The sequence below is a fragment of the Mycobacterium sp. IS-1590 genome, from assembly GCF_001500025.1.
Classification (GTDB): Bacteria; Actinomycetota; Actinomycetes; order Mycobacteriales; family Mycobacteriaceae; genus Mycobacterium.
Window position 1 is genome coordinate 26,162 of sequence record NZ_LQIW01000019.1, and the last position, 21,164, is coordinate 47,325.

21 protein-coding genes are annotated in these 21,164 nt (G+C 68.0%); 8 read left to right on the forward strand and 13 right to left on the reverse strand.

Going from position 1 to position 21,164, the window contains the following annotated elements:
- The 3 genes from AU197_RS13920 to AU197_RS13930 are packed head-to-tail and all read right to left on the reverse strand — an operon-like array spanning position 1 to position 4,078.
- Positions 1-1,845: a flavin-containing monooxygenase gene (locus AU197_RS13920; protein WP_064403295.1), complete on the reverse strand. Its 1,845-nt coding sequence runs from the start codon at positions 1,843-1,845 to the stop codon at positions 1-3.
- A gap of 3 nt (positions 1,846-1,848) precedes the next feature.
- Complete coding sequence (locus tag AU197_RS13925; RefSeq protein ID WP_064403296.1) at positions 1,849-3,222, reverse strand: aromatic ring-hydroxylating oxygenase subunit alpha; 1,374 nt, start codon at positions 3,220-3,222, stop codon at positions 1,849-1,851.
- A 10-nt stretch (positions 3,223-3,232) separates the two neighbouring features.
- Positions 3,233-4,078 carry an SDR family NAD(P)-dependent oxidoreductase gene (locus AU197_RS13930; protein WP_064403297.1) on the reverse strand — a complete coding sequence of 282 codons (846 nt, stop codon included), beginning with the start codon at positions 4,076-4,078 and terminating at the stop codon, positions 3,233-3,235.
- 138 nt (positions 4,079-4,216) lie between these two features.
- On the opposite strand from AU197_RS13930, the gene AU197_RS13935 reads away from it, so the two are divergent.
- The 6 genes from AU197_RS13935 to AU197_RS13960 all read left to right on the forward strand — a co-directional run bounded on the left by AU197_RS13935 (position 4,217) and on the right by AU197_RS13960 (position 10,746).
- On the forward strand, positions 4,217-5,821 hold the full coding sequence (locus AU197_RS13935; RefSeq protein ID WP_064403298.1) for an SMP-30/gluconolactonase/LRE family protein: 1,605 nt from the start codon (positions 4,217-4,219) through the stop codon (positions 5,819-5,821).
- Positions 5,818-6,555 carry a GntR family transcriptional regulator gene (locus AU197_RS13940; protein WP_064403299.1) on the forward strand — a complete coding sequence of 246 codons (738 nt, stop codon included), beginning with the start codon at positions 5,818-5,820 and terminating at the stop codon, positions 6,553-6,555. The genes AU197_RS13935 and AU197_RS13940 overlap by 4 nt, the downstream gene beginning before the upstream one ends.
- A gap of 9 nt (positions 6,556-6,564) precedes the next feature.
- Positions 6,565-8,103 (forward strand): AMP-binding protein, encoded by a 1,539-nt coding sequence (locus AU197_RS13945; protein ID WP_064403300.1) that lies wholly within the window; start codon positions 6,565-6,567, stop codon positions 8,101-8,103.
- Between the two features lie 21 nt (positions 8,104-8,124).
- Positions 8,125-8,904: an SDR family NAD(P)-dependent oxidoreductase gene (locus AU197_RS13950; protein WP_064403301.1), complete on the forward strand. Its 780-nt coding sequence runs from the start codon at positions 8,125-8,127 to the stop codon at positions 8,902-8,904.
- Positions 8,901-10,373 (forward strand): acyl-CoA synthetase, encoded by a 1,473-nt coding sequence (locus AU197_RS13955; protein ID WP_064403325.1) that lies wholly within the window; start codon positions 8,901-8,903, stop codon positions 10,371-10,373. The genes AU197_RS13950 and AU197_RS13955 overlap by 4 nt, the downstream gene beginning before the upstream one ends.
- An 85-nt stretch (positions 10,374-10,458) precedes the next feature.
- The gene (locus AU197_RS13960) at positions 10,459-10,746 is read left to right on the forward strand and encodes a hypothetical protein (protein ID WP_156434420.1); all 288 of its coding nucleotides are present in this window, start codon (positions 10,459-10,461) and stop codon (positions 10,744-10,746) included.
- Positions 10,747-10,764: 18 nt separating this feature from the next.
- Here the strand turns inward: AU197_RS13960 and AU197_RS13965 are convergent, their stop codons facing one another.
- The 6 genes from AU197_RS13965 to AU197_RS13990 form a co-directional block, all read right to left on the reverse strand.
- Positions 10,765-11,214 (reverse strand): type II toxin-antitoxin system Rv0910 family toxin, encoded by a 450-nt coding sequence (locus tag AU197_RS13965; RefSeq protein ID WP_064403303.1) that lies wholly within the window; start codon positions 11,212-11,214, stop codon positions 10,765-10,767.
- A 3-nt stretch (positions 11,215-11,217) separates the two neighbouring features.
- Complete coding sequence (locus tag AU197_RS13970) at positions 11,218-11,472, reverse strand: antitoxin (protein WP_064403304.1); 255 nt, start codon at positions 11,470-11,472, stop codon at positions 11,218-11,220.
- Between the two features lie 10 nt (positions 11,473-11,482).
- Entirely contained in the window at positions 11,483-13,888 is a 2,406-nt protein-coding gene (locus AU197_RS13975) for a cation-translocating P-type ATPase (RefSeq protein ID WP_502687880.1), read from the reverse strand.
- Between the two features lie 14 nt (positions 13,889-13,902).
- Complete coding sequence (locus AU197_RS13980; protein ID WP_064403306.1) at positions 13,903-15,504, reverse strand: serine hydrolase; 1,602 nt, start codon at positions 15,502-15,504, stop codon at positions 13,903-13,905.
- A gap of 85 nt (positions 15,505-15,589) precedes the next feature.
- Entirely contained in the window at positions 15,590-16,708 is a 1,119-nt protein-coding gene (locus AU197_RS13985) for an MBL fold metallo-hydrolase (protein ID WP_064403307.1), read from the reverse strand.
- Positions 16,708-17,442 (reverse strand): enoyl-CoA hydratase, encoded by a 735-nt coding sequence (locus AU197_RS13990; protein WP_064403308.1) that lies wholly within the window; start codon positions 17,440-17,442, stop codon positions 16,708-16,710. The genes AU197_RS13985 and AU197_RS13990 overlap by 1 nt, the downstream gene beginning before the upstream one ends.
- A 26-nt stretch (positions 17,443-17,468) precedes the next feature.
- On the opposite strand from AU197_RS13990, the gene AU197_RS13995 reads away from it, so the two are divergent.
- Both AU197_RS13995 and AU197_RS14000 read left to right on the forward strand, forming a co-directional pair.
- Positions 17,469-18,938, forward strand: coding sequence for an acetyl-coenzyme A carboxylase carboxyl transferase subunits beta/alpha (locus AU197_RS13995; RefSeq protein WP_064403309.1), 1,470 nt, complete (start codon positions 17,469-17,471; stop codon positions 18,936-18,938).
- Between the two features lie 34 nt (positions 18,939-18,972).
- Positions 18,973-19,665 (forward strand): hypothetical protein, encoded by a 693-nt coding sequence (locus tag AU197_RS14000; protein ID WP_064403326.1) that lies wholly within the window; start codon positions 18,973-18,975, stop codon positions 19,663-19,665.
- 7 nt (positions 19,666-19,672) lie between these two features.
- On the opposite strand, the gene AU197_RS14005 is transcribed toward AU197_RS14000, so the two are convergent.
- Genes AU197_RS14005 through AU197_RS14020 form a run of 4 tightly spaced genes read right to left on the reverse strand, consistent with a single transcriptional unit; the run spans position 19,673 to position 21,160 of the window.
- Positions 19,673-19,918 (reverse strand): hypothetical protein, encoded by a 246-nt coding sequence (locus tag AU197_RS14005; protein ID WP_064403310.1) that lies wholly within the window; start codon positions 19,916-19,918, stop codon positions 19,673-19,675.
- Positions 19,915-20,130, reverse strand: a complete 216-nt coding sequence (locus tag AU197_RS14010; protein WP_064403311.1) for a DUF3072 domain-containing protein — start codon at positions 20,128-20,130, stop codon at positions 19,915-19,917. Before AU197_RS14010 ends, AU197_RS14005 begins: the two co-directional genes overlap by 4 nt.
- Positions 20,131-20,160: 30 nt before the next feature.
- Positions 20,161-20,607, reverse strand: coding sequence for a hypothetical protein (locus AU197_RS14015; protein WP_064403312.1), 447 nt, complete (start codon positions 20,605-20,607; stop codon positions 20,161-20,163).
- A gap of 10 nt (positions 20,608-20,617) precedes the next feature.
- Positions 20,618-21,160: a TetR/AcrR family transcriptional regulator gene (locus tag AU197_RS14020; protein WP_064403313.1), complete on the reverse strand. Its 543-nt coding sequence runs from the start codon at positions 21,158-21,160 to the stop codon at positions 20,618-20,620.
- Positions 21,161-21,164 lie beyond the last annotated feature (4 nt).

Here is a 21,164-nt window from a genome sequence, read left to right on the forward strand (position 1 = left end):
CTACTTCTCGAGTACCAGGCCATCGAGGTCGCCCTTGTCGCGCCACTCCTTCAGCAGATCGCCGAACGCGTAGAAGCCCGGGCCGTAGGGTTCGCCGAGGTGTGAGCGGATGCCCTCCCCGCCACCGCCGCCCTCGTTGTTGTAGTAGCCCGGTGTGCAGGACGCGTCGAAAGCCGAGTTGTCGACCGCGGATTCGCGGATGGTCTGGCACCACTGCTCCTGCGCATCGTCGGTCGGTTCGACGACGGTCGCGCCCCGCTTCAGCGCCTCGGCGACGATGTAGGCGATGTGCTCGCCCTGCAGTTCGTAGTTGGCCGCGATGTTGGCCGAGATGCCGACCTGGGTGAAGCCGGTGAAGAACTGATTCGGGAAGCCGCGGCTCGTCATGCCGTGCAGCGTCTTGTAGCCGTCGCGCCAGTAGTCGTAGAGCGACACGCCGTCGCGCCCTTCGATCGCGTCGATCGAGTAGCGCCTGCTGATCTCGGTGGTGATCTCGAAGCCGCTGGCGTAGATGATGCAGTCGACCTCGTACTCCTGGCCGTTGGCGACGATGCCCTTCTCGGTGATCCGTTCGACCCCTTTGGAATCGGATACGTCGACCAACGTGACATTGGGCCGGTTGAAGGCGGGCAGATAGTCGTCGTTGGACAGCGGCCGCTTGCACAGGAATCGGTAGTACGGCTTGAGCGCCTCGGCGGTGTCGGCGTCCTCGACGATCTCGGCGATCCGGCGGCGCAGCCGCTCCATGATCTTGTAGTCCTCTTCCTCGCGGATCGCCATGAACTGTTCGGGTGTCATCGTGGAGGGATCCTCGAGCGAGAGCACCCGCGCCGCGGTGTTGCGGCCGAGTTCGGTCCAGAAGTCGCACACCAGGTCCGGCTGCCCGAGCGCCATGCCCTCGAATGTCCACGAGTGGAAGTTGCGCTGCCGCTCCTTCTGCCATCCGGGCTGAAGCGTCTTGACCCATTCCGGGTCGGTGGTCGTGTTGTTACGCACGTCGACCGTCGACGGGGTGCGCTGGAACACGTACAGATGCTGGGCGTCTCGGGCCAGGAACGGCACCACCTGGATGCTGGTGGCGCCGGTGCCGATGATCGCGACGCGCTTGTCGGCCAGCTTGTCCATGCCGCCGGTGTAGTCCCCGCCGGTGTAGTCGTAATCCCACCGCGACGAGTGGAAGCTGTGCCCCTTGAAGTCCTTCATGCCCGGGATCCCCGGAAGCTTGGGCCGGTGGAACGGGCCCGAGGCCAGCACCACGAAACGTGCGCGGATGTCGTCACCGCGGTTGGTGGCCAGGCGCCACCGCTTGATCTCCTCGTCCCAGCGCATGTCCCGCACCTGGGTGGAGAAGATCGCCGAGTCGTAGAGGCCGAAGTGTTTGCCGATGCGCCTGCAGTGCTCGTAGATCTCGGGGCCGTCGGCGAACTTCTTGCTCGGAATGTAGTCGAGCTCTTCCAGAAGCGGTATGTAGCAATATGACTCGTTGTCACACTGGATGCCCGGATACCGGTTCCAGTACCAGACACCGCCGAAGTCCCCGCCCAGCTCGATGATCCGGACGTCCTCGACACCGGCCTTCTTCAGGTGCGCCGCCGAGAGCAGCCCGCCGAAGCCGCCACCGAGCACCGCGACGTCGATGTCCTCGACGATCGGGTCGCGCGGCGCCACGGGCGTGTACGGGTCCACCTCGTAGTAGCCGGCGAAGTCGTCGGACAATTCGACGTACTGCTTGGAACCCTCGGGCCGAAGCCTTTTCGCCCGCTCCTGGGCGTACTTCTCCCGAAGCGCGTCGATGTCGATGTCGTCGGGCGTCTCGGTGGGCCCGCAGGTGTCGAACATTGTCATAGCTCAGAGCTCTTTCGGTTCGCCGGTGCCCATGTACTTGGACAACTGGTAGTGGAGGTTCACGGTGCTGCGCTCGCGGTACGGGCTGGGTTTGGTGCCCGGGAAGCCCAGCGACTTCATGCCCTGCTGCACGGCGGCCATGTTCGAAAAATCCTGGGGCAGCACCGACAGCCAGTTCGGGCTGTCCTTGGGCGTGTACTCCCAATGTGTCTGCGGCTCTTGGCCCTTCGGGAACAGCTCCAGGGTCGCCACTTCGAAGATGCACTTGTTGGGGTCGTAGCTCGGGTGCGGTCTGGCGCTGTAGCACAACGCGGTCGTCAGCCCCTGGCCGATCTGGAAGTTCGGGAAGACCTGCCACGCCGTACCGGCCTGCCCGAGGATGTCGGGCGGAATGGTCGGCCAGACGACGCCGCGCGCCTCGTCGTCGCGGCGCGCCGAGGCCAGCCAGTGCTCGAGAACCTTGTCGGGAGGCGTGCCCTCGGGCAGTTCGTCGACCAGCCGCTTGGCCGCGTTCACCAGCGTCTCGGTGGTCGTCGCGTTGGTCTGCTCCCACGTGTACATCTGCATCTCCGCGGTGGAGACGCGGGGGTCGTCGCCGGTGCCGAGCCGGATCTTGGACTTGGTGGCCTCCATGTCCTTGGGCGCGTCGTACCCGATGTTGCTGTGCCTGCCCTGCGCCTTGGCCCACCCCTTGAACTCACCGAACTTGTTGAATTCCGGATGCGTGGTGAACACGTGGTAGGTCTCGTTGAAAGCCTCCAGCGCGACCTTCCAGTTGCAGTCGAAATACAGCCATTTGCGCCACTTGTAGCGCATGTTCTCCAGCCCGAACGGGTCGAGGATCTTGGCGGCCGGAAACAGGTAGTCGGCGAGGGGTTCGCAGTCGGGGTCCATGTTGATGAACAACCAGCCACCCCAGGTGTCGACCTGGACGGGAACGAGGTGGGTGTTCTGCGGGGTGAGCGCGCCGTTCCAGTCGTCCTGCTCGCGGACGTGGGTGCAGGCGCCGTCGAGGCCGTATGTCCAGCCGTGGAATCCGCAGACGAACGACTTGCGGGCGCGTCCGACGGCGTTCTTCGCACCGTCGGGGGTGTCGACGAGGCGGCGGCCGCGGTGCATGCACACGTTGTGGTGCGCGGCAAACTCGTTCTCCCCCGTGCGCACGACGATGATCGAGTCGTCGAGGATGTCGTAAGTCAGGTAGCTGCCGACCTCTGGGAGTTCTTCGACGCGACCGACCTGCTGCCACACCTTGCGCCACAGCTTGTCTCGTTCGGCGCGCGCGTACTCCTCGGAGACGTACGCGTCCACCGGGATCGTCATCGGCGCCGAAAGCTCCTCCGGCACTTCTACTTCACGATCCTGCGTATCGGTCATCGCAAACTCCTTAGAACCGACTGATTTCTGCGCGGAAGGTTTCGTCTTTCAAGAACAACGACGTGTTGTCGGCGCCGAGATGCGTCCACTTCAGATTGAGTCCACCGTCGACGAGCAGCGTCTGCCCGGTGATGTAGCTCGACAGGTCCGACAGCAGAAACAGGATGGCCCCCGCCTGCTCTTCGGGTCGGCCCCGCCTGCCCATCGCGATCGCCCGCCGGTCGCGGTCGGGATCGACGTCGACATAGGTTCGCGACGCGGCGGTCTCGGTCACCCCGGGCGCCACCGCGTTGACGCGGATGTCGTCGTGCGCCAATTCGGCGGCCATGGTGCGCGTCATCGCGACCACCGCCGCCTTCGCCGTGCCGTAGGCGATGTGGAACGGCGCGGTGTTCATCCCGCTGATCGACGACACTGAGACGACCGAACCCTTCAGGCCGCGGGCGCGTAGTTCTCCACACACCGCTTGGCTCATGAAGAACGCGGTTTCCAGGTTCGCGGTGAACAGGGCCCGCCAGTCTTCGCGCGTCACCCGGGTCGAGGGCATCCAGGTCGAGGGCGCAGCGCCGCCTGCGATGTTCACCAGTCCGTAGAGATCACCGTCGGTTCGCCGGACCTGCTCCAGCACGGTGGCGATGCCGTCGTCGGTGGAGGCGTCGGCGGCAACCGGGTGCACCGGCAGGCCGCGTTCGGCCAGCGGTCCGACGTGTTGGTCGAGGTTGTCGCGCGACCGGCTGACGGCCACCACCGTGGCACCGGCCTCGGCCGCCATTCGGGTCACGGTGGTGCCGATTCCGCCGCCGCCCGCACCCGAGACCACGACGATCCGGCCATCCAGCCGCAAGAGGTCGGTCATACTATTTGTCCGGACAACGAGTGTTGCTCTCCATGTTGCAGAACACTATTCCCCAGCGGGAATCTGCCCGTCAAGGGCGAACCATCTTCTTTCGCGCCCTATTGTCTGGACTAAGCGGGCTTGCTAACGTGCCAGGTCATGACGCAATCGGCGACGGGGTCCTTGCAGCAGTCTCGCTATCCGGGCGGAAATCCGACCGCTGTGGCCGGGTGGCGTGTCGAGCGGATCACCGCCCCGAGCCGGCTGTTCGGTGCGAACGGTCTGCGCACCGGCCCCGACGACCGCGTCTACGTCGCCCAGGTGACGGGCAGCCAGATCAGCGCGCTGGACCTGGGTACCGGAAAGCTCGAGACCATCAGCGCAAAGGGCGGCGACATCATCGCCCCCGACGACGTCGCCTTCGACAGCGACGGCAACCTGTTCGCGACCGAGGTGATGGACGGACGGGTCAGCGTGCGTGACGCCGCGGGCCGCACGCGGGTGCTGCGCGACGACCTGCCCTGCGCGAACGGCATCACCGTGCACCAGGACCGTTTGTTCGTCAACGAGTGCCGCGACGGTGGGCGGCTGATGGAACTCGACCGCGTCACGGGCGCCGAGCGGATCCTGGTGGAGAACCTGCCGTCACCGAACGCCATGGAGGTGGGCCCGGACGGCCTACTCTACTACCCGCTGATGACGGCCAACGAGATCTGGCGCATCGATCCCAATGGCGGTGAGCCGCAACGGGTGGCCGCCGACCTCGGTGTGCCCGATGCGGTGAAGTTCGACCCGCAGGGCAACCTGGTCTCCACGCAGGTGGCCAGCGGCCAGGTACTGCGGATCGATCCCCGAAGCGGCGAGAAAACCCTTCTGGCGCAGCTCAACCCGGGACTGGACAACCTGACGTTCGTCGGGGACCGGCTGTTCGTCTCGAACTTCACCGGTGAGATCACCGAGATCGTCGGCGTGGGCGAGACCCGCACACTGCTCGGCGGCGGGTTGAACTGGCCGCTGGATCTGGCGGTCGGCGGGGACGGCCGGCTCTACGTCGCTGACGGCACCTACTTCTACACCGTCGGCGATGACGGATCGCTGCAGACCGTCGGGATGCTGTTCTCCCCCGGCTATCCCGGCTTCCTGCGCGGGCTGGCACCGGTTGACGGCAATGCGTTCGTGGTGGCCACGTCGGGTGGCCAGATCGGTCGGTACCGTCCCGCCGATGGCGAGACCGACTACCTGGCAGACGGTTTCGACCAGCTCTACGGTGTCGCGGTCGGACCTGGTGGGCGGATCGTGTTCACCGAACTCGGCACGGGCAGGGTACACGCGCTGGCCACCGGCGGCACCAAGGTGCTGGCGTCAGATCTGCGGGATCCCGTCGGCGTCGCATTCGACGACGGTCGTCCGCTGGTCGCCGAGTCCGGGGCGGGCCGGGTGATCGCGGTCGGCGATGTGAAGGAGACGGTGGTCGACGGTCTGCAGCGGCCCCAGGGCATCACGGTCGCCGACGGAGTGCTCTACATCGTCGACGCGGGCGCGAAGGAGGTGATCGCGGTGAACCTGAACACCGGTGCGCGCACCACGATCGCCTCGAATCTGCCCGTGGGGCCGCCGCCGGGCGTGGAGCCCAAACCGCTCAAGGGCATGCCGCCGTTCTCCGGACCGCAGGGGCCGTTCGCCGGCATCACCGTCGGTCGTGACGGCACTCTGTACGTGTCGGCCGACGGCGAGGGCAGCGTGCTGGCGCTGCGACGGACATGACCGTCAGCCCCACCGACCATCGCTACCTGCAGGTGGCCCGCACGCTGCGCAAGGAGATCGTCGACGGGATCTACCCCGTCGGCTCGCAGCTTCCCACCGAACAACAACTGTGCGAACGCTTCGCGGTCAGCCGCTACACCGTCCGCGAGGCGCTGCGCCGGCTGCGCGAGGACAACCTGATCGCGTCGCGGCCACGCGCCGGCACCCTCGTGGTCCCCCGACCCGCGTCCAATTCGTATGCGCAAGACGTCGTTTCGATCGACGACCTGCTGGCCTTCGCGGCCGGAGCCCAGCTCACGATCGAGTCCAACGCGATGGTCACCGTCGACGACGAGCTGGCCGCCCACACCGGGCTGGAGGCAAGTACGCAGTGGCTGGCCGTGCGCGGCTGCCGGCAGGCCGAGGGCAGCGATACCCCGGTCTGCACCACCGAGTACTACATCAATCGGGCCTTCGCGGCGGTCGGTCGTCTGCTGCAACGCCATTCGGGACCGATCTTCCCGCTGATCGAAGATCTGTTCGGGGTCAGCATCGTCGAGGTGCACCAGGAGATGGCGGCGATCACCGTCTCCCCAGACCTCGCCAAGGCGCTCAAGGCCGACGCGGGCAGCGCCGCGCTGAAGATGCGCCGCGCCTACACGACCTCCGACGGCGAGGTCGCTCAGGTGACCATCAACACCCATCCTTCGTCGCGGTACCGACACTCGATGACGATGCGCCGGATCAAGGGTTAGGCCCCAACCGTGCGGGTCGACGAGAAGCGCAGCGCCGACGCCTACCGGCGCGGCCTGTGGGTGCACGACACGCTGGCCGACGCACTGCGCGACGCGGCCACCTCGACCCCTGACCGAACGGTGTTGGTGGACGGCGACATCCGGCTCTCCTGCCGCGAGCTGCATGACCGCGCGGTGGCGCTGGCGCACACGTTGATGTCGCGCATGCCGGCCGGCAGCGTGGTCTCGTTCATGTTGCCGAACTGGCACGAGGCCGCGGTCATCTACCACGGGGCGACGTTGGCAGGCATGGTGGTCAACCCGATCCTGCCGTCGCTGCGCGACCACGAACTGACGTTCATTCTGCGCGACGCCGACGTCCGGGCGATCTTCGTGCCGTCCGCCTTCAACAAACACGACTATGTCGCGATGCTCGACCGCGTCACCGGCGCGATGTCCGCCCCGCCGGAAGTCATCGTGGTGCGGGGCGACGCGGGCGATCACACACCGTTCGAGTCACTAATGGGCGGCGGGGGCGTCCTGCCGGTGTTGAACGCCGACACGGTGCGCATGATCCTCTACACGTCGGGAACCACCGGTCGGCCGAAAGGCGTGCTGCACACCCATAACTCGATCCACGCACTGATTCGTCAGATCGGTGAGCACTGGCGCGTCGAGGACGGTGACACGTTCCTGGTGCCGTCCCCGATCGCGCACATCGGCGGGTCGATCTATGCGTTCGAGTGTCCCCTGCTGCTGGACAGCACCGCGGTGCTGATGCAACGCTGGGATCCGGATGCGGCGGTGGCGCTGATGCTCGCCGAGCGGGTCACGCACATGGCGGGGGCCACGCCGTTCCTCGACGGGTTGCTCAGCGCCGCCGAACGGGCCGGGACGCGGCTACCCGGGCTGAAGGTGTTCATCTGTGGTGGCGCGTCGGTGCCGCCGTCGCTGATCCGCAGCGCCACCGCATATTTCGAGAAGGCGGCGGTGTCCCGGGTCTACGGCTCGACGGAGGTGCCGGTGACCACGGTCGGCGCGCTCGACGACGCCGGGCGTGCGGCCGACACCGACGGCAGACCGGGGATCGCCGACATCAAACTCGTCGACGGCGAGATCCGCGCCCGCGGGCCGCAGATGCTCGTCGGCTACCTGCACCCCGAGGACGAGACCACCGCATTCGACGACGAAGGCTACTTCCGCACCGGCGACCTCGGCCGGTGGGTCGACGACGGCTTCCTCGTCGTCATCGGTCGCGCCAAGGACATCATCATCCGCAACGGAGAGAACATCTCGCCCAAGGAGGTCGAGGACATCCTCATCGGTCATCCGGGCGTCGCGGAGATCGCCATCGTCGGCATACCCGACGAGCGCACCGGTGAGCGGGCCTGCGCTGTCGTGGTGGCCAGCGACCAGCCGCCGCCGGACGTCACGGCCATGCGGACCATGCTCGAGGAGCACGGGGTCGCGCGATTCAAGGCACCCGAGCAGGTGGCGGTGTGGGAGTCGTTGCCCAAGAACGACGCCGGAAAAGTGTTGAAGCATCGGATACGAGCGGCGCTGATATGACCGCGGACGCGAGGAGCAAGAATGGTTCAGGTAGCGATCGTGACCGGGGCGAGCAGCGGCATCGGCTTCGGATGTGCGACCAAACTGGCCGAGGCGGGCATGGCGGTGCTGGGCACCGGCCGCGACGAGACGAGGCTAGCCGGGTTGACGAAGGCGATCGGTGACACCGACCGCGTCGCGACGGTCGCCGTCGATCTCACCGCCGACGAGGCCCCGCAGCGCATCGTGCAGGCCGCACTGGACCGTTGGGGTCGCATCGACTTCCTGGTCAACAACGCCGGCGTGGGAAGCCCGAAACCGTTGCACGAGACCGACGACGAATCCCTGGACTACTTCCTGGGATTGATGCTGCGGGCACCGTTCCGGCTGGCCCGCGACGTCATTGCGCACATGGAGGCCGGCTCGGGGATCGTCAACGTGACCTCGACGTTCGCCGTCGTCGGCGGGCTGCGCGGTGGCGCGTACTCCGCGGCCAAGGGCGGCTTGACGTCGCTGACCCAGCACATCGCATGCCAATACGGTCCCCAGGGAATCCGGTGTAACGCAGTGGCTCCCGGCGTCACGCTGACCCCGATGGTGGCGACGCGACTCGAAGACGAGCGGTTCCGCAAGATCAACACCGAGATGACCCCGTACCCGCGGCTGGGCGAGGTGAACGACATCGCCAGCACCGTCGCATTCCTGTGCTCGGAGGGTGCGAGTTTCATCAACGGGCAGACCATCGTCGTCGATGGTGGCTGGAGTTCGACGAAGTATCTCTCCGACTTCGCGCTCAACGCCGAGTGGGTGGCCCGGCAGTGAACCTGTTCGCGCTGCTCGACCAGGCCGCGAGCCGCTTCGGCGACCGCGGCGCGGTGTATCACGGTGAGCGGCAACACCAGACGTGGGAACAGCTGCGCGAGAGGTCCCTGCGGTTGGCCGCCACGCTCGGCACGCCCGGCACGCGAATCGCCGTCGCCAGCGAGAACTGTCCGGAGATCATCGAGCTGATGTTCGGGGTGTGGGCCGCCGAATGCGTGTACGTGCCCATCAACTACAAGCTGCACCCGCGGGAGATGGTGCAGATCCTCGAAGACTCCGGCGCCGCGCAGGTGTTCGCGTCGCCGAAGATCGCGTCAGCGCTCGCGTCGCAGACCGGTGTCCCGATCACGACCGTCGGCACCGATGGCTACGAAAGCTGGTTCAGCGCAGGGCCTTCGGGACCACCGACCACCGATCCCGAGACTCTGGCCTGGCTGTTCTACACCAGCGGAACGACCGGCAAATCCAAGGGCGCGATGCTGTCGCACCGCAACCTGATGGCGATGACGGTGTCGCACCTGGCCGACTTCGACGCTCCCGACGAGAACTGCACCCTGGTGCACGGCGCGCCGATGTCGCACGGCTCGGGACTGTACATCCCGCCCTACGTGCTGCGCGCGGCGCGCCAGGTGATCCCCGAGTCGGCGGCGTTCGAGCCGAACGAGTTTCTCGACCTGTGCGAGCGCCATCCCGGTTGCAGCGCGTTCCTGGCGCCGACGATGGTGCAGCGCCTGGTGCAGACCGGCCGGGCCTGCCCGAACAACCTGCGGACCATCGTCTACGGCGGTGGCCCCATGTACGTGGAGAGCCTGAAGAAGGCGATGGCCGCGTTCGGCCCGGTCTTCGTGCAGCTGTACGGCCAAGGCGAGGCGCCGATGACCATCACCGGTCTGCGCAGAGCCGATCACGTCGGCGCAGACGACGCCGTTCTCGGGTCGGTCGGCTATGCCCGGTCCGGCGTGGACGTGGCGGTGCACCGGGCCGACGGAACACCGGCCGATGTCGGCGAGATCGGCGAGATCGTCTGCCGTGGCGACGTCGTGATGTCGGGCTACTGGCAGAACCCCGAGGCGACCGCAGCGACGCTGCAGGACGGCTGGTTACGCACCGGCGACATGGGCTCCTTCGACGACCGCGGCTTCCTCACGCTGCGCGACCGGTCCAAGGACGTGGTGATCAGCGGCGGCAGCAACATCTATCCGCGCGAGGTCGAGGAGGTGCTGCTCGAGCATCCCGGTGTGATCGAGGCCGGCGTCGTGGGCGCGCCCGACGAGGAGTGGGGCGAGGTGGTGGTGGCATTCATCGTCGGGTCGGTCTCGGCCGAGGAGTTGGACGCGCATCTGCTCGATCGCATCGCGCGGTTCAAGCGTCCGAAACGCTACGAGTTCATCGAGGAACTGCCCAAGAACAGCTACGGCAAGGTGCTCAAGCGCGAGCTGCGCGACCGGGTGCGATCGGTGCCGCGGTAGCACCTGTGTCCGTCATCACAGACGATCTTGGTTTGGAGCTCATTGGCCAGGGGTATCAGGCGGGCTGCTCTACCGAAGGATGACGATGACCGACCACATGCCGACCGCCGACGGGTCGCCCGCCTCCGATGGGTTGGCCACGCTGGCGCTGCTTCTGCATGCGGCGGCGTTGTTCGCCTCGACCGCCTGCCTTGCCGCGTTCCTCATCGGGCATTCGACCGTAGCCCTTACGGCCGGGATTCTCGCGGTGCTTCACCTCATCGGCGCACGGGCCACCGTCTTCCTCGACAGCAGCCTCGAGAAGCGCCGCCTGGGCCGCGAGGCAGCGGCCGGGCCGTTCGGCGAGTACGCCCTGGCCGGCGGCTCGCTCTAACCCGAGAAACCAACCCGGCTACTGGGCCGGGGCGAACACCGACTTGAACCGGTTCAGCGAGTCCTGGATGTCGCCCTTGAGCGCACCGGCGACCACCATGCCGATGGGGCCGAACAGCGCCGGGCCGCCGAGGTGCACGTCGAATGTGACGGTCGATCCGGAGGGGTCCTTCTGGGCCGGTCGCACCTTGCCGATCAGCTTGACCTTCACGCCGCCCTTGCCGTCGCCGTTGAGCGTCATCGCCTCCGGCGGGCGGTAGTGCACGATGGTCCACTTGATCCGGTTCGGCATGCCCTTGACTTCGACGATGGACTCCAGCGTCGTGCCCTTCTCCAGCGTTTCGGGCAACTTGCTGCGCCACACCCGGTGGATGCTCAGCCACTCCTTGTAGCGGGCGAGGTCGGATGCGCACGACCAGGCCTGCTCCGGCGGCAGGGGGACGTCGACGGATACGGAGAGTTTGGCCATGGCTCAGGGCTGCTGCGGTGGCTGCTGCTGCGGCGGAGCCTGAGGGGGCGGGGCCTGGGGCGGCTGCTGTGGCGCGCCCTGCGCCGACGGGTTGTCCTTGTTGACGTAGTTGCGCGCCGCGTCCTGGACTTTGTCGACGTGCTGGGCATATTTGCCCTGCGTCTTGCGGTCGACGATGTCACCGGCCTTGTCGATCGCGGTGTCCACCTTGTCGGCGTTGCGGGCCAGCAGATTCTTCACCTTGTCGAGAAATGCCATGGACCCCAGGCTACTCGGCCCGCCACAACCGGCGTCGCTCTCCCAGCACCGCGCCCTGCACCCACCAGATCACCTCGATGGCGGCGGCGGCGAGAGCGCCGATGGCCAGCGCGATCGACGTCGTCTTGGCGTTGGAGATGTCGAGCATGAACAGCTCCTGCGCCAGCGGTATCGAGAAGATCACCACGTAGGCCAGACCGGAGACGACGACCAACGCCACCCGCCACCACTCGTAGGGTCGCGCCACGACCGCGAGAACCCAGATCGCCCCGACCAGCAGGGTGATCAGCGCCGCGGTCGACGCCTGGGTCTGCTCGACGGCGGTGGCTTCGCGGCCCTGATAGGCGGCCAGATACGAGACGAACGTCGCGACACCGATGACCAGGCCCGACGGCAGGGCCGCCGTCATCACCCGCTTCACGAATCCGGGGTGCGCGCGTTCCTTGTTCGGCGCCAGCGACAGGATGAATGCCGGGATGCCGATCGTGAACCACGCCGCGATCGTGACGTGGATCGGCTGAAACGGGAACAGCAGCGGGTCGGTGCCGAAGAACTTCGACGCCAGCCCGGCCAGGCCGACGAACGTCGCGAGCAGCACCGAGTACACCGTCTTGGTCAAGAACAGGTTCGAGACGCGTTCGATGTTGCCGATCACCCGCCGTCCCTCGCCGACGACGTAGGGCAGCGTCGCGAACTTGTTGTCCAGCAGCACGATCTGGGCCACGGCGCGCGATGCCGAGCTGCCCGACCCCATCGCGACGCCGATGTCGGCGTCCTTGAGCGCGAGTACGTCGTTGACGCCGTCGCCGGTCATCGCGACCGTGTGTCCCCGGGACTGCAGGGCGTGCACCATCGCTCGCTTCTGGTCGGGGCGGACCCGGCCGAAGGTGGTGTGCGACTCGAGGGCATCGGCCAGTTCGTCGGAGGCTTCCGGCAGGTTCCTGGCGTCCATGCACTCGCCGTGCAGGCCCAGCGATCCCGCGACCGCCCCTACGGACACCGCGTTGTCCCCGGAGATCACCTTGATCGAAACCTTCTGGGCGGCAAAGTAATCGAGGGTGTCGCGGGCATCGGGCCGCACACGCTGCTCGAGGACGACCAGCGCGGCGGGGGTCACGCAGCCCGGAGCGTCGGCGTGGTCGACGGGCAGGTCGCTGGCTCCGAGCAGCAGCACCCGCAGCCCCGAGGAGCCGATCCGTTCGGCCTGTTCGGCGATCGGCGAGCCGGGTTCGCACAGCACGTCGGGCGCGCCGATCACCCAGTTGCCGTGCTCGCCGTAGGAGGCGCCGCTCCACTTGGTGGCGGACTTGAACGGCGCGGTCGCCGTCGCCGTCCACCCGGGCGGCATCTTGTACGCCTCGGCGATGGCCTGCATGCTCGCGTTCGGGCGGGCGTCGTCGGCGGCGAGCTGCGCCAGGATGTTTCCGACGTTCCCCAGCTCGCGCGTGAGCCCAGCCTCGTCGAGCTGCTCGAGGTCGGAGACGCGCATCCCGTTCTCGGTCAGCGTGCCGGTCTTGTCTGCGCAGACGACGTCGACCCGTGCCAGGCCTTCGATCGCGGGTAGTTCGTTGACCAGACATTGCCTGCGGCCCAACCGGATCACCCCGACCGCGAACGCGATCGACGTCATCAGGACCAGGCCTTCGGGCACCATCGGCACCAGCGCGCCGACCATCGCCAGCACCGAACGGCGCCAACCGGATTCGGTGGTGAACAGCTGGGTGTAGATGGTCAGCAGCCCGGCGGGGATGAGCAGGTACGTGATGAACTGCAGAATCTTGTTGATGCCGGTGCGCAGTTCGGAGTTCACCAGGGTGAACTTGCTGGCCTCTTCGGCGAGCTTGGCCGCGTAGGCTTCCCGGCCGACTTTGGTGGCGCGGTAGGCGCCGGAGCCTGCGACGACGAAGCTGCCCGACATGACGTGGTCGCCGACATCCTTCGCGATCGGATCGGCCTCCCCGGTGAGCAGGGACTCGTCGACCTCGAGGTTGGCGTCCTCGATCACCTCGCCGTCGACCACGATCTGATCGCCGGGCCCGAGCTCGATGATGTCGTCGAGGACGATGTCGCTGGGGCTGAGCTGCTGGGTAGCGGAGCCGGCGCCGGTCTGCCTGCGCACCAACGGTTTCGTCTGACCGACGATGGCGAGCTTGTCCAGCGTCCGCTTGGCGCGCAGTTCCTGGATGATGCCGATGCCGCTGTTGGCGATGATCAGCAATCCGAAGGCGCCGTTGATGATCGAGCCGGTGGACAGCACGATGATCAGCAGCACGCCGAGGATGGCGTTGATGCGGGTGAACACGTTGGACCGCACGATGTCGGATACGCTGCGCGCCGCCCGCGTCGGGACGTCGTTGGTCTTGCCGTCGGCGATGCGTTGGGCGACCTCGGCTTCGGTCAGCCCGGCGGCCTGGATTTCGGGTGCGGCGGTCACTTGACGAACGTGCCCTTCTTGAACGTGTCGTAGTACTCCAGTATGAGCTTGTCGCGGTCGACCCCATCGAACACCGCGGTGGAAACCGTTCCCGGCGGCGCATTCTCGGTGACGAAGGAGAACGTGAAGGTGTTGCCGTCCCAGTGCTCGAGCGGCACGTCGAGCTTCGAGCCGAGCGCCAGCCGCAGCTCGCCGTTGCGTTCGGTGACCCGGGCGGGCCCCCAGTAGTCGTTGCGGTAGGTGCCGACGTACGACGCGAGCGGCGCAGCGGGTACCGGGTTGGCCGGCGGCTGCTTGCCGACCAGGGACCCGACCGGCTTCTCCATCTCGGCGAACGCCCCGCTGTAGAGGCCGTACCAGTCCTCGCGCACCTCGCCGAACTGCACCAGGTCGGCGAACTGCGCGGCCAGCGATTCGGGCACACCCGAAGGGGTGGCGTTGGTGAGCGCGACGATCGCGACGTCGGCCGACGGCAGGATCAGGAAGGTCGTGCCGGCGCCCAGCTCGAAGGCGCCCGAATGGCTCAGCTCCATGCGCGCCGCCGAGGTCGAGCTGACGTTGAAGCCGAAGCCGTAGAAGCCCGACCTGGCCGCGGGTTCGGTGGCCGGGCTCGACACGATCTGCGGGGTGAGCGCGGGCAGCAGGGCCTTCGGGGCGACGATTTGTCTGCCGTCATGGCTGCCGTTGGCGAGCACCATGGCCAGCCATCGGGTCATGTCGTTGACCGACGAACTCGCACCGCCCGCCGGGGCTTCCGGGTCGGCGTCACGGACGAACGCCGGTTCGTAGCGCTCATCCATGTGGATGTGGCCGACCGCGCGGTTGGGTCGGGCCCGATAGTCGGTGAACCGGTAGCTGGTCTGCCCCATGCCGAGCGGACGGAACAGCACCTCGTCGGCCAACACCTCCCACGGCTTGCCCGCACCGACCGCGACCGCCTCGGCGCCGGCTGTATACCCGAAGTTGGTGTAGGCGTAGGAGATCCGGAACGGGTCCAGCGGAAGCTGGCGCAACCGTTCCAACACCTGCCTGCGGTCGTAGCCGAGGTCTTCGAGCATGTCGCCGGCGTGGTCGGGCAGCCCGGACCGGTGCGACATCATGTCCCCGACGGTCACCATCGAGGTGACCACCGGGTTGGACAACGCGAACCACGGCAGCTCGGACACGATCGGGGTGTCCCAGCTGACGGCGCCCACACCGACCTGGTGGGCAACCACGGTCGCCGCCAGCGACTTGGACACCGACGCGAGCTGGAACACCGTGTCGGGGTCGACCCGGTTCTCGTCCCCGTCGGGCTTGGTGGCGTCCTTGACTCCGAACCCCTTGGCGTACACCGTCTTTCCGCCGTGGACGACAGCGACCGCCATACCGGGGATTCCGGACTTCCGCATCAGGTCCTCGCCCATGCCGTCGAGTTCGGCCACCGCGTTGTCGACCGCGTTCTCCGGAAGGGGCATCGCGGGCACCAGCGGCGGGGGTACGTCGGGCTGCGCACCCGGGGCGGCCGGCGGGGACGGCGGAGCGGGTTCGGGGCGATCGGCACCGCAGCCCGCGACGAGCAGCACCCCGACGACGGCCACCCTGGCCAGTGCTTTCATGAGCTGAACGGTAACCCGGCGAGCGCGCTGTTGTGGTGCTCGAACCGCGAGTGCGTCTGCAAAAAGTGTGCGTGGGCAGGCGGAGCTAGAACCGCCACCACGGGTCGAGCGCCGGCGCCGCGTCCAACCGGACCCGTTGACCGGGCTTGGGCACCGCTATCTGCACCTTCTCCGCGTCGGCCGCCCGCAGCAGCCGCTCGACCGGTTCGGCCCACGGGTGGGGCGCGAGCCGGAAGGTGGCCCAGTGGATCGGCACCAGCAGCCCCCGGTCGGCCTCGGCGACGTCGAGGTGCGCCTTGACCGCCTCTTCGGGGTTCATGTGGATGTCGGGCCACGCCGGGTGGTAGGCCCCGACGGGCAGCAGCGTCATGTCGAACGGCCCGTGGTCCATGCCGATCTGAGCGAAGCTCTTGGTGTATCCGGTGTCGCCGCCGAAGAAGGCCCGGTGGCGCGGGCCGATGATCACCCAGGAGGCCCACAGCGTGGTGTTACGGGTGAATTGGCGGCCGGAGAAGTGCCGCGCCGGCGTGCACACCAGGGTGAGCTCGCCGATGGTGTGGGTCTCGTTCCAGTCCAGTTCGACGATGCGGCTCTCCGGTATCCCCCATTTGCGCAGGTGCGCGCCGATGCCGAGCGGAACGACGAACGGCGCCCGCTGGGTGCGGGCCAGCCCGGTGATCGTGTCCATGTCGAGGTGGTCGTAGTGGTCGTGGCTGACGATGATCGCGTCGACCGCGGCCAGCGCCTCGAGCGGAGCGGGCACCTCGTGCATCCGCTCGGGACCGACCGTCTGCGACGGTGAGCACCGGCGGCTCCACACCGGGTCGGCGAGCACGCGGTAGCCGTCGAGTTCGACGAGCGCCGAGGAGTGACCGAACCAGCAGGCCGACATCTGCGTCGAGTCGGGGTCGGTGGGTGACGGGGTGACGACCGGAATCGGGCCGTCCGGTTTGGCGACGCCGCGCGATCCGATCAACTCGCGGACCAGCAGCCGCTGCTGTTCGGCGTCGATGCTCATCATCGACGCCGGTTCGAGGTTGACGAACACGCCGTCGCGGTAGTTCGGGGAGCGCTGTGCGACGCGTTCGATCTCGGTGGGCGAGGCGCCCAGCGCCGCGGGTGCGCCCTGCAATGCGCGTACCAGCCATCCGCCGGCCAGCAGTGAGGCCGTGCCGAAGCCGATGCGCAGCGCCGACCGGATCATCAGGCTCCCTTGAACCTCGGGGGGCGCTTCTCGATGCGGGCGACCTGCGCCTCGATGATGTCCTGGCTCGCCCAGGCCCGATCGAACAGATCCTTGTGCGCCGGCCACGGGTCTTCGTAGGCGCCGTCGTCGTTGAGCACCCGCTTGGCGTGCTGCAGGGCCAGCGGCGCGAAGCCCGCGATCTCCTGCGCCCAGGCCTGCGCGTCTTGAAGCGTGCCGATGCGGTTGGCCATCCCGGTCTGCAGTGCGGCGTCGGCGGTGAGCCGCTCGGCGGCCAGCAGCATGCCGCGGGCCCGGCCCGCCCCGACCAGCGTCGTCAACCGGCGGATGCTCCAGTTGTCCAGCGCGATGCCGTACTTCGCGACCGGAAACTGGAAGTACGCCTCGGGGGCGACGACGCGCAGGTCGCAGATCATCGACAGAATGACCCCGGCGCCGATCGCGGGGCCGTTGATGGCGCCGATCACCGGGACGGGCGCCGCGTCTATCGCGAGGTTGAGTGCCCGGGCCTTGTCGGGCAGCTCGTCGGCAACGCCCTGGCCGCCGGAGAGGTCGGCGCCGGAGCTGAAGACGTGGCCCTGGCCGGTCAGCACGATCGCGCGGACGTCCTCGGCGGTGGCCTTCTCGATCGCTTCGCGGAGCCCGTCGACGAGTTCGGCGTTCAGCGCGTTGCGGCGCTCGGCGCGCTGCATCTCCAGGGTCATCACGTGGCCGTCGCGGGTCACACCAATCATGTCGCCAGCCTATATACGCTCTCCTGATGAGCCGGATCGGTGCCCTCCAGGTGCGCGATGCCGTGCTGGACCGCGGGTCGTTCCGCAGTTGGGACGGCCCTCCGCTCGATGTCGGGGCCGACGGCGACTACCGGCGAGCGTTGGACGCCGCGGCCGCCAAGACCGGTCTGGACGAGTCGGTGGTGACCGGCGAAGGCACCGTGTTCAGCCGCCGCGTCGCCGTGGTGCTGTGCGAGTTCGACTTTTTGGCCGGCTCGATCGGGGTGGCGGCGGCCGAGCGGATCACCGCGGCGGTGCAACGCGCGACCGCCGAACGACTGCCGCTGCTGGCCTCACCCAGTTCGGGCGGCACCCGGATGCAGGAGGGCACCGTCGCGTTCCTGCAGATGGTCAAGATCGCCGCCGCCGTCGAACTGCACAAGCGCGCGCATCTGCCGTACCTGGTGTACCTGCGGCATCCCACAACCGGCGGGGTGTTCGCGTCGTGGGGATCGCTGGGCCACGTGACCAGCGCCGAGCCCGGCGCGCTGATCGGCTTCCTCGGCCCGCGGGTGTACGAACACCTCTACGGTGAGCCGTTTCCCGAGGGCATCCAGACCGCCGAGAACCTGCACCGCCACGGCGTGATCGACGGGGTCGTGCCGCTCGACGCGTTGCGCGCCACGCTGAACCGGACGCTGACCGTGGTTGCCGATCCGCCGGGCTCGCCGCCGTCCGCACCCGAGCTCGGGCCGCTGCCCGACGTGCCGGCGTGGGAGTCGGTGGAGGCCTCGCGGCGGCCGGACCGCCCGGGCGTGGGATATCTGTTGCGCCACGGGACGACCGAGCGGGTGCTGTTGTCGGGGACGGGGCAGGGCGAGGCGGCGACGACGCTGTTGGCGCTGGCCCGGTTCAGCGGGCAGCCCGCGGTGGTGCTCGGACAACAACGCGTGGTCGGCGGGATGGTCGGGCCTGCGGCGCTGCGTGAGGCGCGGCGGGGTATGGCGTTGGCCGAAGGTCTGCAGCTGCCGCTGGTGCTCGTGATCGACACGGCGGGCCCGGCATTGACCGTCGAGGCCGAGCAGGGTGGGCTGGCCGGCGAGATCGCGCGCTGCCTGGCCGAACTGGTCACCCTGGACACGCCGACGGTGTCGGTCCTGTTGGGTCAGGGCAGCGGCGGGCCGGCGCTGGCGATGGTGCCCGCCGACCGGGTGTTGGCGGCGCTGCACGGCTGGCTGGCGCCGCTTCCGCCGGAGGGTGCCAGCGCGATCGTGTTCCGCGATCTCGATCACGCCCCGGAACTGGCTGCGACGCAGGGCATTCGGTCCGCGGACCTGCTGCGCAACGGCATCGTCGACGTGGTCGTGCCCGAAAACCCCGATGCCGCCGACGAACCGCTGCAGTTCACGCAGCGGTTGTCAGCCGTCGTCGCCAACGAATTGCACTCGCTGCGCGCCGTTCCGGGCGAGCGACGGTTGCAGGCACGCCTGGCGCGTTACCGTCAGATCGGCTTGTGATGCTCGGCCACCGTCCGGTGGCATGCTGGGTTGGATGGAAGCACTGCTCCATTTCGCCGGAAACTTCTGGTGGCTGATCTTCCCGCTGGGTGGCGCGATCGGCGGAACGGTGCGTGCCGTGGCGGCGGCCAACGAGCGCCGCGCCCAACGTCGCCTCGAGCGCTACCGCATCAAACAGGAGACCAAGGTGGCGCTCGCGGAGGCCTCGCGGCGAGCGCACACGAACGAGGAGGCGAATCGGCGCGAGGTGGCCAAGGTGGTGCAGCGCCACTCCGAGACCGACGCGCGCTGGCTCGACTACGAGGTCGATATCGCCAAGTTGCTGGACTTCCCGCTGATGACCGACATGCGCGAGCCGTTGACCATCGCCTTCCACAAGGCCAGGAGCCGTGCGGATCTGCTGCGTCCAGACTCCGTCGACGACATTCTCGACGACCGCGACGCGCAGGTCGACTACCGCGACGCCGTGCACGAGTACGTTGTGGCGTTCGACGTCGCCGAGGCCGATGCGATTCGCCGCCGCCGAAGCGACTTCTCCGCCGAAGACCAGGCGCGCATCGAACGTGCCCAACACCTGCTACGCCTGGCGTCCGACGAAGCCGCGACATCCGACGAGCGCAAGGCCGCCTATGCCCGTGCGCAGAAAGAACTCGACGGTCTCATCGCCTTACCGACCACTACTCGGGCCAGCATCGAGCGCAAGATCGTCGGCGAGATCGAGGCGTGAGTCGAACTCAGCCGCCCAGTTCGGAGACCGCGGTGTCGAGTTGCGCTGCCTGCTCCTCGATTTCGCGGTCGGACGGCGTCTCACCGATGCGCTGCACCAGGTCGTCGCGGGACACCACCTCGAGGGCGCCGCGGTAGTCCTCCGACGCGAGCCGGCCCGCGCCGATCACGTCGACGCGGCCTTCGACAACGACGAGCACCGCGTTCCTCTCCTCGGACTGCAGCAGTGTGCGTACATCCTCGGTCGAGATCATGATGAATTCCGTCCTGTCTGTTGTTGCAGCCGGTCGATCATCTCGGAGGCCTGCGCTTTGGTCAGATTCTCGGAGACCTGTTCGCCCGCCTCCTGCGCCAGTGTCGTCAAGTAGCTGCGCTGCGGACCGGTCATCGGCTCGTCACCGGTGACCCAGTCCGAGCGGTCCTTCTGGGGATTCTCCTGCGGCGCACGGCCGGCGTCCTCACTCATGCCCCTAGCTATGCCCGATGTCCGACCGGTCTATGCGACCGCCAGCGCGGTGAGCATCGCGATGCACGCGACGAGGTCCAGCGGCAACCGCAGGAGGCTGCGTCGCGTCCAGCGCGCCGCGGCGGCCTCGTCGACCTCCGCCGGGTCGGTCTTCTCGAACGCCACCGCCTTCGGCACGAAGTCGACCAGCGACCACACCCGCATCACCGCGTGGCTGACCAGCGCCACCAGCAGCGCGGTGCGCACGTCGGCGTGCGACCACCCGACGATCAGCGACACGATGAGCAGCACCTCGAACGCCGTGTGCGCCGGAATCCAGAACCGGCGTCGCGAGATTCCGCCGTTATGCGCCTGGACGATGCCGGGCCGCCGCGGCCAGGCGGGGTCGACGACGACGGTTTCGTAGAGTCCGCCGCCCAGCAGGACGCAGGCCATCAGCGTGGTGGCGGCGATCAGGATGAGCGTCGGAGTCCACACACCGCGATTATTACGGGGCGTCGAGGTAGCGCTGCACCGTCGGTCCCACCGCCGCGACGATCTCCTCGTGCGACATCGCGACGATCGGCGGTAGCCGCAGCACGTACCGGCACAGCGCGAGCCCGAGCGTCTGCGTCGCGATCAGCGCCGCGCGGCGCTGCGGCGAGTTCGGGTTGATCTTCGCGACGACGGGCAGCAGCTGACGGGTGAAGATCTCCGTCATCCGTTGCGCCGCATCGTTGTTCGTCGCGCTGGACCGCAGCAGGACGATCAGCGCCTCGTCGCGTTCCCACCGGTTCATGAAGTGTGCGACCAGGCCCGCACCCACCTCGCCGGGATCGACACCGGACAGATCGGGGATCTGCAGGTCGAAGTCGGCGGCAGCGGCGAACAACTGGTTCTTGTTGCCGAAGTACCGCATCACCATCGACGGGTCGATGCCGGCGTCCGCGGCGATCGCCCGGATGGTGGCCCGTTCGAAGCCCGAGCGCGCGAACCGGTCACGGGCCGCCGCCAGGATCACCGCCTTGGACTGTTCCGAGGATCTCCGCATGCCA

Excerpts from the sequence above, each read along its gene's own strand:
- AU197_RS13920 (WP_064403295.1), bottom strand. The coding sequence starts at position 1,845 with ATGACAATGTTCGACACCTGCGGGCCCACCGAGACGCCCGACGACATC.
- AU197_RS13925 (WP_064403296.1), bottom strand. The coding sequence starts at position 3,222 with ATGACCGATACGCAGGATCGTGAAGTAGAAGTGCCGGAGGAGCTTTCG.
- AU197_RS13930 (WP_064403297.1), bottom strand. The coding sequence starts at position 4,078 with ATGACCGACCTCTTGCGGCTGGATGGCCGGATCGTCGTGGTCTCGGGT.
- AU197_RS13935 (WP_064403298.1), top strand. The coding sequence starts at position 4,217 with ATGACGCAATCGGCGACGGGGTCCTTGCAGCAGTCTCGCTATCCGGGC.
- AU197_RS13940 (WP_064403299.1), top strand. The coding sequence starts at position 5,818 with ATGACCGTCAGCCCCACCGACCATCGCTACCTGCAGGTGGCCCGCACG.
- AU197_RS13950 (WP_064403301.1), top strand. The coding sequence starts at position 8,125 with ATGGTTCAGGTAGCGATCGTGACCGGGGCGAGCAGCGGCATCGGCTTC.
- AU197_RS13960 (WP_156434420.1), top strand. The coding sequence starts at position 10,459 with ATGACCGACCACATGCCGACCGCCGACGGGTCGCCCGCCTCCGATGGG.
- AU197_RS13965 (WP_064403303.1), bottom strand. The coding sequence starts at position 11,214 with ATGGCCAAACTCTCCGTATCCGTCGACGTCCCCCTGCCGCCGGAGCAG.
- AU197_RS13970 (WP_064403304.1), bottom strand. The coding sequence starts at position 11,472 with ATGGCATTTCTCGACAAGGTGAAGAATCTGCTGGCCCGCAACGCCGAC.
- AU197_RS13980 (WP_064403306.1), bottom strand. The coding sequence starts at position 15,504 with ATGAAAGCACTGGCCAGGGTGGCCGTCGTCGGGGTGCTGCTCGTCGCG.
- AU197_RS13985 (WP_064403307.1), bottom strand. The coding sequence starts at position 16,708 with ATGATCCGGTCGGCGCTGCGCATCGGCTTCGGCACGGCCTCACTGCTG.
- AU197_RS13990 (WP_064403308.1), bottom strand. The coding sequence starts at position 17,442 with ATGATTGGTGTGACCCGCGACGGCCACGTGATGACCCTGGAGATGCAG.
- AU197_RS13995 (WP_064403309.1), top strand. The coding sequence starts at position 17,469 with ATGAGCCGGATCGGTGCCCTCCAGGTGCGCGATGCCGTGCTGGACCGC.
- AU197_RS14000 (WP_064403326.1), top strand. The coding sequence starts at position 18,973 with ATGGAAGCACTGCTCCATTTCGCCGGAAACTTCTGGTGGCTGATCTTC.
- AU197_RS14005 (WP_064403310.1), bottom strand. The coding sequence starts at position 19,918 with ATGATCTCGACCGAGGATGTACGCACACTGCTGCAGTCCGAGGAGAGG.
- AU197_RS14010 (WP_064403311.1), bottom strand. The coding sequence starts at position 20,130 with ATGAGTGAGGACGCCGGCCGTGCGCCGCAGGAGAATCCCCAGAAGGAC.
- AU197_RS14020 (WP_064403313.1), bottom strand. The coding sequence starts at position 21,160 with ATGCGGAGATCCTCGGAACAGTCCAAGGCGGTGATCCTGGCGGCGGCC.